Genomic DNA, 16084 nt, shown 5'->3' on the forward strand with positions numbered 1-16084 from the left:
CTCACGCCGCCGCTCACGCCTTCGCCTCCGCGATCCTCGCGAACTCCTCCACGGTCAGGGCCTCACCCCGGGCCTGCGGCGAGATGCCCGCCTCGACCAGGGCCTCCTCCGCCGCCGCCGGCGAGCCCGCCCACCCGGCGAGCGCGGCCCGCAGGGTCTTGCGGCGCTGCGCGAACGCCGCGTCGACCACGGCGAAGACCTCCGCCTTCGAGGCGGTCGTGGCGACCGGCTCCGTACGCCGGACCAGCGAGACGAGGCCCGAGTCGACGTTCGGCGCCGGCCAGAAGACGTTGCGGCCGATCGCGCCGGCCCGCTTCACCTCGGCGTACCAGTTCGCCTTCACCGACGGCACGCCGTACACCTTGTTGCCGGGCTTGGCCGCCAGCCGGTCCGCGACCTCCGCCTGGACCATCACCAGCGTGCGCTCGATCGTCGGGAAGCGGTCGAGCATGTGCAGCAGGACCGGAACGGCCACGTTGTACGGCAGGTTCGCGACCAGCGCCGTCGGGGCGGGGCCCGGCAGCTCCTGGACGTCCATCGCGTCGGAGTGGACCAGCGCGAAGTGGTCCTTCTTCGCCGGCAGCCGGGCGGCGATCGTCGACGGCAGCGCGGCCGCCAGGATGTCGTCGATCTCGACGGCCGTCACCCGGTCCGCCGCCTCCAGGAGCGCCAGGGTCAGCGAGCCGAGCCCGGGGCCCACCTCCACGACCACGTCGTCGGGGCGCACCTCGGCCGTGCGGACGATCCGCCGCACGGTGTTGGCGTCGATGACGAAGTTCTGGCCCTTCTGCTTCGTGGGGCGCACGCCGAGGGCGGCGGCCAGTTCACGGATGTCGGCGGGGCCGAGCAGGGCGTCGGGGCCTTCGGGGCCGGTGGTGGTGCTCACCGGTACAGCCTACGGCTCACTGGTGGAGCCTTCGGCCGCAGTGCGGCCAGGGGCTCGCGCCGCGCTGTACGTAGAGCTTCTTCGCCCGGTACGTCTGCTCCGAGGCCGGCGCGTTCTGCGCGACCCCGCTGCCGCCGAGCGAGCGCCAGGTGCCGGGGTCGAACTGGTAGAGCCCGCCGTACGTCCCCGACGGGTCGACCGCGTTCGGCCGGCCGCCGGACTCGCAGGCGGCGAGCGAGCCCCAGTCGAGCCCGTCCGCGCCCGCGACCGAGGTGGGCAGCGGCCGGGTGCCGACCCTCACCTTCCGGCTGACGGGCTCGCGGACGATCTCCTCGGCGGTCTTCCTCGGCTTCTGCCGGACGCCGTTGACGGTCCGCAGGCTGTACGTGACGCGGCGCACGCCCTGGACGCCCTGCCGCTCGACGACCTCCATGCCGGCGAAGAGCTCGGGGTCACGGCTCCGCTCGACCGCGTACGGGATCGGCTCCTCGCGGATCTGCCGGGTGCCGGTGATCCGCAGGACGGTGATCGTCTGGCCGTCGCGCGGGAAGGAGCCGGGCGGCACGGAGGTGGTGTCCTGGCCGGAGAGGGTGATCCCGGCCTCCTCGACGGCCTCGCGGACGGTGGCGGCGTTGGTGCGCAGGGTCCGTTCGCGGCCGTCGGCGAGGAGGGTGACGGTCCGTTCGGTGCGGACGTCGAGGGCGAGGCCCCGCCGGGAGATGGGGGCCGTGCGGGAGACGGAGAGGTAGGCGCCCTCGGCCCGTACGCCGAGCTGGCGCAGCGCGCCGTCGACGGTCCTGGCGGTGGTCCACACCTGGCGGCGCTGCCCGTCGAGGGTGAGGGCGACGGGCCGGCCGTAGCGGACGACGACCTCGTCGCCGCTGGTCAGGTCCGCGCCCGGGGCGGGGGCCACGATGTCGTGCGAGCCGACGGCGAGGCCCTCGTCCGCGAGCAGCTCGTCGACGTCGTCGGCGAAGGTGTGCAGGGTGCGCGGGACACCGTCGACGGAGAGCCGGATCGCCTTGTCGTTGGCGACGAAGGCGCTGGTACCGCCCGCCAGGAAGGCGACGACGAGGGCCTGCGGGACGATGCGCCGCAGGCTCTCGCCGGGGCCGGGCCTGGCCTTGCGGCGGCGGGCCGCGCGCCGGGCCTCGGCGCGCGGGCCCTGGCCCGGTACGAGTACGGCCGCCTGCGTCGGCTGCTCGTGGACGGGCACGGGCGGCGGCCCGCTGGGCGCCGACCTCCGCCCGGCTCGGTGACTGCCCTGGGAAGTGCTCACGAGGCCGGGACCCTAGCCCCGGCGGTGATCACTCTCCAAAACGACCCGACTACTACACGTAACCGTTATGCATCGGTGACCGAAATCAGTAGTCGAAGGCGGTCGCCGTGTTCACGGCGATCGCCTCGCAGAGCTCCTCCTCCGTGATCCCGCGCACGGCCGCCATCGCCCGGACGGTGACCGGGATGAGGTACGGCGCGTTGGGCCGGCCCCGGTACGGCGCGGGGGTCAGGAACGGGGCGTCCGTCTCGACCAGGACGAGCTCCAGCGGGGCGACGGCGAGGGCGTCGCGCAGGGGCTGCGCGTTCTTGAAGGTCATGTTGCCGGCGAAGGACATGTAGTAGCCCTTCGCGGCGCAGATCTCCGCCATCTCGGCGTCGCCGGAGTAGCAGTGGAAGACGGTCCGCTCCGGCGCGCCCTCCTCGTCGAGGACCCGCAGGACGTCGGCGTGGGCGTCGCGGTCGTGGATCACGAGCGCCTTGCCGTGGCGCTTGGCGATCTCGATGTGCGCGCGGAAGGAGCGCTCCTGGGCGGCCATGCCCTCGGGGCCGGTGCGGAAGTGGTCGAGGCCGGTCTCGCCGACGGCCCGCACGTACGGCAGGGAGGCGAGGCGGTCGATCTCGGCGAGCGCGTCGTCCAGGGCGGCGTCCCCGCCCGCCTCGCGGGCGCCCTGCCGCGACCAGCCGTCGGGGTCCCCGAGGACGATCCGGGGCGCCTCGTTGGGGTGCAGGGCGACGGCGGCGTGCACGTTGTCGTGTGCGGCCGCGGTCTCGGCGGCCCACTGGGAGCCCTTGATGTCGCAGCCGACCTGGACGACGGTCGTGACCCCGACGGCGGCGGCCTTGGTGAGGGCCTCCTCGACGGTGCCGGACTGCATGTCCAGGTGCGTGTGGGAATCCGCCACCGGGACCGGGAGCGGTTCGGGCAGCGGCGGCGGGGCGTCCTTCGAACTCATGGCCCCGATCGTACGAGGGGCCATGGGTTCACGGGCGGACGGCCGGTGCGCGCGGGGGGCGACCGGCGCGGGTCGGTGCTGCGGCGGGACGGCCTGCCCGCCGGGTCAGTGCTCGCGCCGGAACCGCTGCATGAAGCTCGACAGCCACCCCCGGGACTCCGCCGTCACGTGCACCGGGCCGGGAACGTCCGCCGCGCCGGGCGCCGGACCCTCCTCGCGCTCCAGGTCCTGTCCGATCGGACCCGCGAGGCCGATCGGTCCGGCCGGGGTGGGGGGCCTGTGCGGCGTTCCGGGTACGTTCCGGTGCTGGGCCTGCTCCCACGAGTCCAGGACCGAGGAGACCTGCCCCGCGCGCATGATGCGCACGACGTGTCCGCCGCAGTTCATGCAGGTCGGACTGGACAGCGGTGAGGGAACCCGCTCACCACCGGCCTTGTAGACGATGAATTCATGGCCGGCGGCGTCGACGTGGTGCTCGATGTCGTACGCCTGCTCCCAGCCGTACCCGCAGCGCATGCAGGCAAAGGCGTACGCCTCGTGGGCGACGGGTATGCCGGTGCCGGTGATCTCGCTCATGCCAGCTCCTCTCCACCGACCAGTGGACGCCTTTTCGGGCCGGAGCGCATCAGCGCCGGACGAACCATGGAACGTCCTTTTGCGTTCCCTTGCCCTCAGGCCCTCAGGAGGCCCGCCGCGCGGGTTCGGCTTTGCTTTTCACGATAGCTCTTTACCTTTTGCGGGGCCTGTCCCAGCCGCGTTCTTTGCCGCGACGACGGCATCGAACACCTCGCGCTTGGGCAGGCCCGCGTCGGCGGCGACCGCCGCGATGGCCTCCTTGCGCCGCTCCCCCGCCTCCTCGCGCACCCGCACCCTGCGCACCAGTTCCTCGGCGTCGAGTTCGGCGGGCCCTGCCTCGGGGGCTCCCTCGACGACGACGGTGATCTCGCCCCGTACGCCCTCGGCGGCCCACGCCGCCAGTTCGCCGAGGCCGCCGCGCTTGACCTCCTCGTACGTCTTGGTCAGCTCGCGGCAGACGGCGGCGCGGCGCTCGGCGCCGAAGACCTCCGCCATCGCGGCGAGCGTGTCGTCGAGCCGGTGCGGGGCCTCGAAGTAGACGAGGGTCCTGCGCTCGCCGGCGACCTCGCGCAGCCGCCCGAGCCGCTCACCGGCCTTGCGCGGCAGGAAGCCCTCGAAGCAGAAGCGGTCCACGGGCAGCCCGGAGAGGGCGAGCGCGGTCAGCACGGCGGAGGGGCCGGGAACGACGGTGACCTTGATGTCCTGCTCGACGGCGGCGGCGACCAGCCGGTAGCCGGGGTCGGAGACGGACGGCATGCCCGCGTCGGTGACCAGCAGCACCCGCGCGCCGCCGGCGAGCGCCTCGACCAGCTCCGGCGTACGGGCGGACTCGTTGCCCTCGAAGTACGACACGACCCGGCCCGAGGTGTGTACGCCGAGGGCGCGGGTCAGACCGCGCAGCCGCCGGGTGTCCTCCGCCGCGACGATGTCGGCGGTCTCCAGCTCGGCCGCGAGCCGCGGCGGGGCGTCCGCGATGTCCCCGATGGGGGTCCCTGCAAGTACCAGCGTTCCTGTCACATGGGTCATCCTCGCAGCCCGGAGAGGCGACGCGCACAGGCGCGTTCCCTACGATGGCGCGGTGACCAGTACCGCACCCGAGACCCTGCAGGGTCAGCGCGCCGTGGAAGAGCCTCCGTCGTGGCAGCAGCGTCTGCGGCGCTTCGGCTACGCACCCCCCGCCGGGCGCGCCGCCGGACCGGGGCTGCGGGAGCGTCTTGTACCGCCGTACACGCGCCCCTCGCAGCGGATGTGGTCGCTGCTCGGGCTGTCGCGGGGCGCCGGTGACCGGCTGTGGCGGCTGGCCGCCTGGGGCGGTCCGCTGCTCGTCGCGCTGCTCGCGGGGGTCCTGCGGTTCTGGAACCTGGGCAAGCCGCACGCGGTGATATTCGACGAGACGTACTACGCCAAGGACTCCTGGGCGCTGATCAACCAGGGCTACGAGGGGGCCTGGCCGAAGGACATCGACAAGTCGATCCTGGCCGACCCCGACTCGGTCCTGATCCCCACCGAGCCGGGCTATGTGGTCCATCCGCCGATGGGCAAGTGGGTCATCGGCCTCGGCGAGAGGATCTTCGACTTCACGCCGTTCGGCTGGCGGTTCATGGTGGCGCTGCTCGGCACGCTGTCCGTGCTGATGCTGTGCCGGATCGGGCGGCGGCTGTTCCGCTCGACGTTCCTGGGGTGTCTGGCCGGCCTGCTGCTCGCGGTCGACGGCCTGCACTTCGTGATGAGCCGGACGGCGCTGCTCGACCAGGTCCTGATGTTCTTCGTGCTCGCCTCGTTCGGCTGTCTCGTCGTGGACCGCGACTGGGCGCGCCGGAAGCTGGCGGGGGCCCTGCCCGTGGACGGGGAGGGTGTCCTCAGGCCGGACGCGGCGGTCGCGGAGACCCTGCGGCTCGGCTGGCGGCCGTGGCGGATCGCGGCGGGGGTGTCGCTGGGGCTCGCGGCGGGGACCAAGTGGAACGGTCTGTACGTGATGGTGGCCTTCGGGCTCCTCACGGTGCTGTGGGACGTGGGCGCCCGGCGCACGGCGGGCGCGTTCCGCCCGTACGCGGCGGTGCTGAGGCGCGACCTGGTGCCGGCGTTCGTCTCGGTGGTGCCGGTCGCGATCGCCACGTACCTCGTCACGTGGACGGGCTGGATCGTCACGGACAAGGGGTACTTCCGCAACTGGGCGGCGGAGCAGGACAAGGTGAACGGCGGCGGCTTCTGGTCGTGGCTGCCGGACTGGCTGCGGAGCCTGTGGCACTACGAGAGCGAGGTCTACACGTTCCACGTGGGCCTGAACTCGCCGCACACGTACGAGTCGAACCCCTGGAGCTGGATCGTCCTGGGCCGCCCGGTCTCGTACTTCTACGAGTCCCCCGCCCCCGGCCAGGCCGGCTGCCCGGCGTCGGCGACGGAGAAGTGCGCCCAGGAGGTCCTGGCCCTGGGCACGCCCCTGCTGTGGTGGGCGGCGTGTTTCGCGATCCTGTACGTCCTGTGGCGCTGGTTCTTCCGCCGGGACTGGCGCGCGGGCGCGATCGCGTGCGGGATCGCGGCGGGCTGGCTGCCGTGGTTCCTCTACCAGGAACGCACCATCTTCCTGTTCTACGCGGTGGTCTTCGTCCCGTTCCTCTGTCTCGCGGTCACGATGATGATCGGCGCGATGATCGGCCCCGCGGGTTCCTCGGAAAGGCGCCGGACGTTCGGGGCGGTGGCGGCGGGAGTTCTGGTTCTCCTCATCGTCTGGAACTTCATCTACTTCTGGCCGCTGTACACGGGAACGGCGATTCCGCTGGAGCAGTGGCGCAACCGGATGTGGCTGGACACGTGGGTGTAGCGGGGCGGAAGTGAGGAAAGGGCGCGGCCGGTCGGCCGCGCCCTTCTTCTATTCCGGTTGCGTCCATTTCACCGCTGTTCCGTAAGCGAAGAAGAACCTGAGGTCGCTCCCGGCGGGTGTGATCGATACGCCGAGCACACCGTCGGCACCGAGCGCGCGCGCCTCGTCCTGCATGCTCACCACCGCTTCCATCGCACTACTGCGCCACTCTCCCGCCACAACGCCGAGTGCCGTGTGCGGATGCGGTGGTGCGGGCGTCGTCACGCTGTAGAAGTCCAGCGCGGCCTCACGGGCGGCCCACTTCCGGCCGGCCCGCTCATTGGCTTCCCTCTTCTCTCGGCTCATGGCGCCATCCTCTCGCGACGCGCACGCGCGTTCGGCGGATGTCGAGTGACAGCGCTCGGAGCGAGTGCTTGACTGAATGAACCTGTGGGGCTACTGGGGCTTCTGGGGAGGGGACCACAGAGATGCGCAGCGGTGCGAAATTCGCGATCGTCGGCGGAGTCTTCGTCGTCGTGGCGGGCGGTGTCGGCTACGGGGGCTACAACCTCTGGCAGGGCGTCAACGGAGGGACCGGCGGGGGTGTTTCCGCCGCCTCGTCGGAGGAGAGACGCTCCGGTCCCGTCACGAAAGACGAAGTCACCGGCACGGCCGGGGACTTCCTGGCCGCGTGGGCTGCGGGGGAGTCCGAGCGGGCCGGGCAGCTGACCAACAACCCCGTCGACGCCGGGCCCGTCGTGGCCGGCTTCGCGGAGGGCGCGAAGGTCTCCGAGGCCGAGATCACGCCCGGCGCTCCCGTCGGCCCGAAGGTGCCGTTCACGGTGAAGGCGACCGTCACGTACGACGGGCAGTCCAGGCCCTGGACGTACACCTCCGAACTGACCGTGGTGCGCGGGCTCTCCACCGGGCGGCCGCTCGTGGACTGGAAGCCGGCCGTCATCCACCCCAGGCTCACCAAGGGCGGGACCCTGCGCACCGGCCCCGCGAAGACCGGCGCGATCCAGGCCGTCGATCGCAAGGGCGTCGAGCTGACGGCGGAGAAGTACCCCTCGCTCGGGCCCGTCCTGGAGCAGCTCCGCGAGAAGTACGCGGCGCGGACCGGTGGGGAGCCGGGTGTGGAGACCTGGATCGAGTCGGAGACGGAGAACGTCCCGGACATCACCCTCGTCACCCATGTGAAGGGCAGGCCCGGGCGCCTGGAGACGACCATCGACGCCGCGGCGCAGGCGGCGGCCGAGCGGAGCGTGAAGCAGTACGAGCAGGCGTCGGTGGTGGCGGTCCAGCCGTCCACGGGCGAGATCCGGGCGGTGGCCAACAACCCGGCGACCGGCTTCAACGCGGCCTTCGAGGGTAAGCAGGCCCCCGGTTCCACCCTGAAGATCCTCACCGCGGCGATGCTCCTGGAGAAGGGGCTCGTGACGGCGGACGGGCCCGCGCCGTGCCCGCCGGAGGCCCGCTACTACACCCGTACGTTCCACAACCTCGACAACTTCGCACTCGGGACCGTCCCCTTCAAGCGGAGCTTCGCCAAGTCCTGCAACACGGCCTTCATCAAGCTGATCGACGACGTGGACGACGACTCCGCGCTCGGCAAGGAGGCCCGGGACGTCTTCGGGATCGGCCTCGACTGGAAGACCGGCGTCGTGACCGCCGACGGGTCGGTCCCGGAGGAGACACAGGGCGCGGCGGCGGAGCAGTACATCGGTCAGGGCACCGTGCAGATGAACGCCCTCAACATCGCCTCGATCACCGCCACCGCGAAGTACGGCACCTTCAAGCAGCCGTACCTGGTGTCGAAGGAGCTGGACGGGCGGACCTTCGCCCAGGCCTCGCGCTCGCTGCCGGAGTCGGTCTCGAGCCAGCTGCGCGCCATGATGCGGGCGGCGGCGACCGGTGAGGGGACGGCCGCGAAGGCGATGGCCTCGGTCGGCGGGGCCAAGGGGGCGAAGACGGGCTCGGCGGAGGTCGACGGCCAGGCCACCTCGAACAGCTGGTTCTCCGGCTACTCGGACGACCTCGCGGCCGCGGCCGTCGTCCAGTCCGGCGGCCACGGCGGCGACGCGGCGGGGACGGTGGTGGCGAGCGTGCTGCGGGCGGGGTGAGACTGCACACCCCTCGGGGAATGCAGTCGCGTGGCCCCTACACCGAACGCTAGCGTGCGGGCCATGAGCTCTCAGGAACCCCAAGCGCACCCCCGGTTCGCCGACGCCCTGCGGGAGCTGGGCCTCGACGTGGAGATCCGTGGTTTCCCGGACGAGACCCGCACGGCCGCCCAGGCGGCCGAGGCGATCGGCTGCGAGGTGTCCGAGATCGTCAAGTCGCTGATCTTCGCGGCGGACGGAGTCCCGGTGCTCGTGCTGATGGACGGCTCCTCGCGGGTCGACGTGGAACGCGTGCGCGCGGAGCTGGGCGCCGGGGCGGTGACGCGGGCCGACGCGAAGGTCGTACGGGAGACGACCGGGTACGCGATCGGCGGCGTCCCGCCGTTCGGGCACCTCACCCGGACGCGGGTGCTGGCCGACCGGGGGCTGCTCGACCACGGGGTGGTGTGGGCGGCCGCGGGCACCCCGCACACCGTCTTCGCGCTGGACCCGAAGTCCCTGATCGCCCACGCGGGCGGGGCGGTGGTGGACGTGCGCGAGAGGCCGGCCGCGTGACCCCGCTGGTCGTCGCGGCCGTCCTGCTGGCCGCCGTGACGCACGCCGCCTGGAACGCGATGGCCCACACCATCCGCGACCAGCTGCTCTCCTTCACGCTGATATCCGGCGGCGGCGCGCTGATCGGCGGTGTCGCGGCCTTCTTCGTACCGCTGCCGGCGGCCGGGGCGTGGCCGTACCTGATCGCCTCCGCGGCGCTGCACGTCGGCTACATGGTCCTGCTCATGCGGTCGTTCACCCTGGGCGACTTCGGGCAGATGTACCCGATCGCCCGCGGGACGGCCCCACTGGCCGTGACCGTGCTCGCGGCGGTCTTCGTCGACGAGATCCCCGACACGTGGCAGCTCACCGGCGTGGCCGTCGCCTGCGCGGGCCTGACGGGCCTGGCCCTCTGGGGCATCCGGGGCTCCGGTCGGCGCCCGGACTGGGCGGCGCTGCTCGCGGCCGGGGCGACGGGCCTGGCCATCGCCGGCTACACCGTCGTCGACGGCGTCGGGGTGCGCGCCTCGGGAACCCCGCTCGGCTACATCGCCTGGCTGATGCTCCTGGAGGGCCTGGCCATCCCGGCGTACGCCCTGTGGACCCGGCGCGCCGCACTGCTCCCCCAGCTCCGCCCGTACGCCGCGCGGGGGCTCCTCGGCGCGGGCCTGTCGGTCGCCGCGTACGGACTGGTCCTGTGGGCCCAGACGAAGGCGCCGCTCGCCCCGATCGCGGCGCTGCGGGAGTCCTCGATCATCGTCGGGGCGGCGATCGGGGCGGTCTTCCTCAAGGAGCGCTTCGGGGGTCCGAGGATCGCGGCGGCCGGGCTGATGGTGGTGGGCATCGGGCTGATGCTGGCCACGGCCTGACGCCGGCTGTCAGCGCAGGTCGCGCCGCATCAGGATCCGGGGATGGCCGGCCAGCACCGAGGTGGTGTCGGCGGCGTGGACGAACCCGGCCCGCTCGAAGTTCTTCCGCAGCCCGGCGTACGCCATGGTCAGATCGACCCTGGCGTTCCCGTTGTCGAGGGGGTACGCCTCGACCGCCGGCGCGCCCTGGGCGCGGGCGAAGTCGACCGCCCCGGCGATGAGGGCGTGGGAGATGCCCTTCTTCCGGTGGCCGGGGCGTACCCGCACGCACCAGATCGACCAGACCGGCAGATCGTCGACGTGCGGGATCTTCCGGCTGCGCGCGAACGAGGTGTCCGCCCGTGGCGCCACGGCGGCCCAGCCGACCGGCTCGTCTCCGTCGTAGGCGACGACCCCGGGGGGAACCTTGTCGCGGCACAGCCCGGCGACGTACTCGCCCCGGGCCGGCCCGCGCAGCTCGTTGTTGAGCTTGGACGGGATCCGGTAGCTCAGGCACCAGCAGACGTTGGACCCGGGCGACTTCGGACCGAGCAGTGCCCGGACGTCCTCGAAGACGGACGCCGGACGAACGTCGATGCTCATGCCTCCACGATGGCACGGTGCACGCGCCGGGGTGGCGCGTACCGCCCCGGGACGGCTCAGGGCCCCCTGGCCGAGGGCGGCTCAGGCCCCCTGGTCGAGGGCCGTGCGGACCGCGCGGACCAGGGCCTGGGCCCGGGGGTCGGCCGTGACGGTCTTGCGCATGCCGTTCGTGACGTAGCCGAACGCGATCGAGGACTCCGGATCGGCGAAGGCCAGGGAGCCGCCCCGGCCCGGGTGGCCGAAGGAGGTGGGGCCGAGGAGCGGGGAGGCCGGGCCGTGGAGCATGTGGCCGAGGCCGAAGCGGGTGCCCACCATCAGGACCCGGTCGGGGCCCGCGGACTCCTCGGTGCGGGCGAGGGTGAGGGTCGCCGGAGCGAAGAGGCGGCGGCCGCCGTCGACCGGGCCGAGGGTCGAGGCGTAGAAGCGGGCCAGCGCGCGGGCCGTGGAGACCCCGGCCGAGCCGGGCAGTTCGGCCGCGCGGTACACCGGGTCGTTCTCGTCGGGCTTGGGGTCGATCGCCCCGAAGGCGCGCCGGGTCAGGGAGTCGGGGTCGCGGTAGGCCTCGGTGACGGCGCGCTTGGGGCGGAGCTTCAGGGCGCCGCTGTCGGCGGGTTCCCGCTCCTCCACCGGGCCGATGCGGCCGACCCGCGCCGCCTCCTCGGGCGGCAGGCCTATCCAGAGGTCGAGGCCGAGGGGGCGGGCCATCTCCTCGGCGACCCAGCGGCCGATGGTGCGGCCGGTGACCCGGTGGACGAGACCGGAGAGCAGCCAGCTGAAGGTGTGCGCGTGGTAGCCGTGGGCCGTGCCCGGCTGCCAGGCCGGCGCCTGTGCGGCGATCGCCGCCTGGGCGACGGCCGGGTCGATCGCCTCGGCGAGCGTCAGCGACCGGTCCAGGACCGGTACGCCCGCCCGGTGCGCGAGCAGCTGCCGTACGCTCACCCGCTCCTTGCCGGCGGCCTTGAACTCCGGCCAGTACGTGCCGACCGGCGCGTCCAGGTCGAGCTGGCCGCGCTGGTGGAGCAGGAGCGGTACGGCAGCGGCGACGCCCTTGGTGGCCGAGCGGACGACCTGCGCGGTGTCGACGGCCCACGGGACCTCGCCGTCGACGTCGCGGGCCCCCGCCCACAGGTCGACGACCTTGACACCGTCGCGGTAGACGGCGACCGCCGCGCCCCGCTCGCCGCGCTGCTCGAAGTTGCGCAGGAACGCGTCCCTGACCGGCTCGAATCCCGCCGCCACCGTGCCCCGGACGTCCACGTCCCACACTCCTTCTCGCTCGTACCCCCATGGTGCAACGTCGGTCCCAGGCCGCCGATTCCGGGGGTGGGACGGTCAGGCGACGGAGCGGGGCACGAAGCCGTACGGGAGTTCCAGGCGGTTGCGCGCCATCAGCTCCTCGTCGGCGAGGACGTCGGCCGTGGGGCCGTCCCCGGCGATCACGCCCTCGCTGAGGATCACCGAGCGCGGGCAGAGCTCCAGGGCGTACGGCAGGTCGTGGGTGACCATGAGGACGGTGACGTCCAGGGAGCGCAGGACGTCCGCGAGCTCGCGCCGGGAGGCCGGGTCGAGGTTGGAGGAGGGCTCGTCCAGGACGAGGATCTCGGGCTCCATCGCGAGGACGGTCGCGACCGCCACCCGCCGCCGCTGGCCGAACGACAGATGGTGCGGCGGGCGGTCGGCGAACTCCGCCATGCCGACGCGCTCCAGGGCCCTGACCACCACCGCCTCGAGGTCGGCGCCCCGCAGCCCCGCGGCCGCCGGGCCGAACGCGACGTCCTCGCGGACGGTCGGCATGAAGAGCTGGTCGTCCGGGTCCTGGAAGACGATCCCGACCCGGCGCCGGATCTCGGCGAGGTTCCGCTTCTCGACCGGCAGCCCGGCGACGGCGACCGTGCCCGCGCCGCCGGTGAGGATGCCGTTGAGGTGGAGGACGAGGGTCGTCTTGCCCGCGCCGTTGGGGCCGAGCAGCGCGACCCGCTCACCGCGTTCGACGGTCAGGTCGACACCGAAGAGGGCCTGGTGGCCGTCGGGGTACGCGTACGCGAGGCCACGGACGTCGAGGGAGGGGGCGGTGGTCATCGGAGGGTCCATCCCAACAGGCAGATCACGAGTGCGACGGCGGGCAGGGCGGCCGCCCGCGCCCACTGGGTCCGGGTGGCGGTCACCTCGTCGATGACCGGCATGGAGCCCGCGTACCCCCGGCTGACCATCGCCAGGTGGACGCGCTCACCGCGCTCGTACGAGCGGATGAAGAGCGCGCCGGCGGACTTGGCGAGGACGCCCCACTGTCGTACCCCCTTCGCCTCGAAGCCGCGCGAGCGGCGGGCGACGGACATCCGGCGCATCTCGTCCGTGATGACGTCGCCGTAGCGGATCATGAAGGAGGCGATCTGGACGAGCAGCGGCGGGAGCTTCAGCCGCTGGAGGCCCAGCAGCAGCTCGCGCAGTTCGGTGGTGGCGGCGAGGAGCACGGAGGCGGCGACGCCGAGAGTGCCCTTGGCGAGGACGTTCCAGGCGCCCCACAGGCCGGGGACGGAGACGGAGATCCCAAGGACCTCGGTCTGCTCGCCCGGGACCACGAAGGGCATCAGGAAGGCGAAGGCCACGAACGGGATCTCGATGAGGAGGCGGCGCAGGACGAACCCGGCCGGGATACGGGCGTACGCCGCCACGCCGCCGAGCAGGACGGCGTAGACCCCGAAGGCCCAGACCGCCTCGCGGGGCGTGGAGACCACGACCACCACGAAGGCGAGGACGGCGGCGAGCTTGGTGTGCGGGGGCAGCCCGTGCACCGGCGAGACCCCCCGCCGGTACAGCTTGTGCGTGTGCCCCGCTCCCATGTCAGACCTGGGCTCCCGAGGAGTTCCTGCGGCGGCGCACGGCCCAGAAGGCTCCGGTGCCGACCGCGAGCGTCACGCCGACGCCGATCACGCCTGCCAGGCCGCCGGACAGCCGGGCGGTCTCGATGCCCTTGACGCCGTAGTCGGCGAGCGGGGAGTCGGCGGCCGCGTGCTCCTCGACGTTCTTGTCGAAGCCCTTGTCGGCGGCGACCTTCTCCAGGCCGTCCGGGCTCGCGGAGGCGTAGAAGGAGACGACGCCGGCGAGGAGCAGCGCGGCGGCCACGCCGCCGAGCCAGAACCTCTTCGGCGAGCGGGCGGCGACCGGCGCGAAGTCGCGGGCCGGCGCGTCGACCAGCTCGCCGCCGACGCGCAGCTTGAGCGGGGCGGTGAGCCCGCGGGCGCCGTACACGAGGTCGGGGCGGACGGCGACGACCGCGCCGACGGTGAGCATGGTGATGGCGGCCTCGCCGATGCCGATGAGGGTGTGCACGCCGACCATGGCGGTGAACACCTTGCCCAGCGGTACGTCGGTGGTGCCGCCGATCGCGTAGACGAGCGTGAACGCGGCGGCCGCGGCGGGTACGGAGACGAGCGCGGCCACGAAGGAGGCGACGGTCACCGAGCGGCGGGTGCGGGGCAGGACGAGGACGAGTCCGCGGAAGAGCGCGTACGCGACGACGACCGTGACCACGCCCATGACGGTGATGTTGACGCCGAGCGCGGTGAGTCCGCCGTCCGCGAAGAGGATGCCCTGCATCAGCAGGACGACGGCGATGCAGAGCACACCGGTGTACGGACCGACGAGTATCGCGGCGAGGGCGCCGCCGAGCAGATGCCCGCTGGTCCCGGCCGCGACCGGGAAGTTCAGCATCTGTACGGCGAAGATGAACGCGGCGACCAGCCCGGCCAGCGGGGCCGCGCGGTCGTCCAGTTCGCGTCGCGCTCCGCGCAGGCTGACGGCTACGGCGCCGGCGGCGACGACACCGGCGACGGCCGATACGGGGGCGTTGATGAATCCGTCAGGTACATGCACGTCCCGAATGATGAGCGTTCCTGCAAAGGACTTGCAAGAGCGCACAGGTCACAGAAGCGCAGCTCCCCCGCGCAGATGAGTGAGAATATGGGACATTAGGGGATAAATAAGACGAGTGTGAGGAGTGGCTCGATGTCCCCCACCGCGGAAGGCCATGAGATCCAGGACCATGCCAAGGGCCGGATCATCAGCGACGCCCCCCTCTCCCGCCCCGTCCCGGTCGCCCTCCGCTACGACCCCGGATCCGGCCCCGCCACCGTGCGCTTCGTCTTCCCCGGCAACATCGAGTGGTCCTTCCCGCGCGAGCTGCTCGAAACGGGCATGCGGGCCCCGGCCCGCCTCGGCGACGTGAGCGTCTGGCCCTGCGGCCGGGTGCAGACGGTCGTCGAGTTCCACACCGCCGACGGGGTCGCGGTCGTCCAGTTCGACACCACCGCCCTGCTCCGCTTCCTGAAGCACACCTACGCGGTCACCGCCTCGATAGCCCCGTAGAGTTCGGTCGTCATTCCTGACGATCATGGGGGATCCACTTGAGGAAGCGACTGTGGGGTGCGCTCGGCGCCGCCCTTCTCGCCCTGTCCGGGGCATCGGTGTCCGGCACCACGGCGCAGGCCGCGCCCGCCGCGGCGACACCACCGCCGGGAACCAACCTGCAGGTCATGAGCTGGAACATGTGCGGCGTCGAGCGGTGGGGATGCACCGGCACCGGCACCGCCGCGGAGAAGTCCGACGTGGTCAAGCAGTACGTGCAGAGCCACTACGTGCAGGCCGTCCTGCTCCAGGAGGTCTGCGCGAGCGGCCTCGACGACCTGATGACCAAGCTCGGCCCGGGGTGGAGCAAGAGCTTCGCGCCGTACCACTGGTCGCAGAACGGCGTGCGGACCCCGAGTCCCTGCGCGACCGGCGCCGGCTCCGACCCGAACGACCTCGTCGGGACCGCGATCGTGGCCAAGGCCGGTCTCACCGACGCCCAGCAGTACCCGACGACCCAACCGTGGACCGGTCTGACCCGGCCGTTCCAGTGCGCGACGGCGACGTACTTCGGCGTACGGCTCTGCACCGTGCACGTGTCGACGAAGAACGCCAACCCCGACCACCCCGACTGGGACTACCGCGACGACCAGCTCGCGGAGATCAAGCAGGTCGTCTCCGGCTTCCCGAAGGTGGTCTTCGGCGGCGACTTCAACGCCAGCCCGCCGGACCGGCCGGGCAACCCGGACGTCTGGATCTGGCCGGCCGACCTCTACTCCCAGGGTGAGGGCACCCCGGGCTACCGGGAGTGCGACCAGCAGGGGGCGGTCCGCGACGGCCGCGACACCCACGACGGCGGCTGGAAGCTCGACCACCTGTTCAGCAGCGAGGCGCGCCGCTGGTGCCTGGTCGCCGACACCCCGCGCTCGGACCACCACGTCCTCGTCGAGAGCGTGACGATCACTCCCCCGGCGGCCTGAGACCCGGTCCGCAGAACCCCGCACGCAACCGCGCCGTCACCGTGTCGGTCTCGACACGGTGACGGCGCGGTGCCGCGTCGGCTCCCCGTCCCCACAGGTCCCGGCGCGGATCCGAGGCGTACTCCCCCGCTCAGGGAGTCGCCCCGGAGTTCCTCA

General features: G+C 72.7%; 17 protein-coding genes. 6 read left to right on the forward strand and 11 right to left on the reverse strand.

All coding sequences use genetic code 11. The annotated features are described in order from the left end of the window. Nucleotides 1-13: 13 nt before the first annotated feature. The 5 genes from rsmA to rsmI form a co-directional block, all read right to left on the reverse strand. A complete protein-coding gene (rsmA, locus tag ACZ3IJ_RS18285) occupies nt 14-886 on the reverse strand; it encodes a 16S rRNA (adenine(1518)-N(6)/adenine(1519)-N(6))-dimethyltransferase RsmA (protein WP_467469339.1) in 873 nt (290 codons plus the stop codon). Nucleotides 887-902: 16 nt separating this feature from the next. After that, nucleotides 903-2165, reverse strand: a complete 1263-nt coding sequence (locus tag ACZ3IJ_RS18290) for a ubiquitin-like domain-containing protein (RefSeq protein WP_467469341.1) — start codon at nt 2163-2165, stop codon at nt 903-905. 85 nt (nt 2166-2250) lie between these two features. Continuing rightward, complete coding sequence (locus tag ACZ3IJ_RS18295) at nt 2251-3120, reverse strand: TatD family hydrolase (protein WP_467469343.1); 870 nt, start codon at nt 3118-3120, stop codon at nt 2251-2253. Between the two features lie 105 nt (nt 3121-3225). Then, on the reverse strand, nt 3226-3696 hold the full coding sequence (locus ACZ3IJ_RS18300) for a hypothetical protein (RefSeq protein WP_467469345.1): 471 nt from the start codon (nt 3694-3696) through the stop codon (nt 3226-3228). Nucleotides 3697-3834: 138 nt separating this feature from the next. Then, entirely contained in the window at nt 3835-4722 is an 888-nt protein-coding gene (rsmI, locus tag ACZ3IJ_RS18305) for a 16S rRNA (cytidine(1402)-2'-O)-methyltransferase (RefSeq protein ID WP_467469347.1), read from the reverse strand. Between the two features lie 52 nt (nt 4723-4774). Between rsmI and ACZ3IJ_RS18310 the strand changes: the two genes are divergently transcribed. Then, nucleotides 4775-6517, forward strand: a complete 1743-nt coding sequence (locus ACZ3IJ_RS18310) for a dolichyl-phosphate-mannose--protein mannosyltransferase (RefSeq protein ID WP_467469349.1) — start codon at nt 4775-4777, stop codon at nt 6515-6517. Between the two features lie 48 nt (nt 6518-6565). On the opposite strand, the gene ACZ3IJ_RS18315 is transcribed toward ACZ3IJ_RS18310, so the two are convergent. After that, nucleotides 6566-6862: a heavy metal-binding domain-containing protein gene (locus ACZ3IJ_RS18315; RefSeq protein ID WP_467469351.1), complete on the reverse strand. Its 297-nt coding sequence runs from the start codon at nt 6860-6862 to the stop codon at nt 6566-6568. A gap of 122 nt (nt 6863-6984) precedes the next feature. On the opposite strand from ACZ3IJ_RS18315, the gene ACZ3IJ_RS18320 reads away from it, so the two are divergent. From ACZ3IJ_RS18320 to ACZ3IJ_RS18330, 3 genes are all read left to right on the forward strand, one after another. Beyond that, nucleotides 6985-8619: a penicillin-binding transpeptidase domain-containing protein gene (locus tag ACZ3IJ_RS18320; protein ID WP_467469353.1), complete on the forward strand. Its 1635-nt coding sequence runs from the start codon at nt 6985-6987 to the stop codon at nt 8617-8619. Nucleotides 8620-8682: 63 nt separating this feature from the next. Then, nucleotides 8683-9174, forward strand: a complete 492-nt coding sequence (locus ACZ3IJ_RS18325; protein WP_467469355.1) for a YbaK/EbsC family protein — start codon at nt 8683-8685, stop codon at nt 9172-9174. Next, nucleotides 9171-10022, forward strand: coding sequence for an EamA family transporter (locus ACZ3IJ_RS18330; protein ID WP_467469357.1), 852 nt, complete (start codon nt 9171-9173; stop codon nt 10020-10022). Before ACZ3IJ_RS18325 ends, ACZ3IJ_RS18330 begins: the two co-directional genes overlap by 4 nt. A gap of 9 nt (nt 10023-10031) precedes the next feature. Here ACZ3IJ_RS18330 and ACZ3IJ_RS18335 read toward each other — a convergent pair whose 3' ends face one another. From ACZ3IJ_RS18335 to ACZ3IJ_RS18355, 5 genes are all read right to left on the reverse strand, one after another. Beyond that, nucleotides 10032-10604: a GNAT family N-acetyltransferase gene (locus ACZ3IJ_RS18335; RefSeq protein ID WP_467469359.1), complete on the reverse strand. Its 573-nt coding sequence runs from the start codon at nt 10602-10604 to the stop codon at nt 10032-10034. Nucleotides 10605-10685: 81 nt separating this feature from the next. After that, nucleotides 10686-11861, reverse strand: a complete 1176-nt coding sequence (locus ACZ3IJ_RS18340; RefSeq protein ID WP_467469361.1) for a serine hydrolase domain-containing protein — start codon at nt 11859-11861, stop codon at nt 10686-10688. 75 nt (nt 11862-11936) lie between these two features. After that, nucleotides 11937-12683 (reverse strand): energy-coupling factor ABC transporter ATP-binding protein, encoded by a 747-nt coding sequence (locus tag ACZ3IJ_RS18345; RefSeq protein WP_391800962.1) that lies wholly within the window; start codon nt 12681-12683, stop codon nt 11937-11939. Then, a complete protein-coding gene (gene cbiQ / locus ACZ3IJ_RS18350; protein WP_467469363.1) occupies nt 12680-13444 on the reverse strand; it encodes a cobalt ECF transporter T component CbiQ in 765 nt (254 codons plus the stop codon). Before cbiQ ends, ACZ3IJ_RS18345 begins: the two co-directional genes overlap by 4 nt. A 1-nt stretch (nt 13445) precedes the next feature. Next, entirely contained in the window at nt 13446-14477 is a 1032-nt protein-coding gene (locus tag ACZ3IJ_RS18355) for an energy-coupling factor ABC transporter permease (RefSeq protein WP_391800960.1), read from the reverse strand. Nucleotides 14478-14609: 132 nt separating this feature from the next. On the opposite strand from ACZ3IJ_RS18355, the gene ACZ3IJ_RS18360 reads away from it, so the two are divergent. Together ACZ3IJ_RS18360 and ACZ3IJ_RS18365 are read left to right on the forward strand one after the other, a co-directional pair. Next, nucleotides 14610-14969 (forward strand): SsgA family sporulation/cell division regulator, encoded by a 360-nt coding sequence (locus ACZ3IJ_RS18360; RefSeq protein WP_467469365.1) that lies wholly within the window; start codon nt 14610-14612, stop codon nt 14967-14969. Nucleotides 14970-15007: 38 nt separating this feature from the next. Next, nucleotides 15008-15928 (forward strand): endonuclease/exonuclease/phosphatase family protein, encoded by a 921-nt coding sequence (locus ACZ3IJ_RS18365; RefSeq protein WP_467469367.1) that lies wholly within the window; start codon nt 15008-15010, stop codon nt 15926-15928. Nucleotides 15929-16084 lie beyond the last annotated feature (156 nt).

The organism is Streptomyces sp. NPDC013317, from assembly GCF_055563155.1.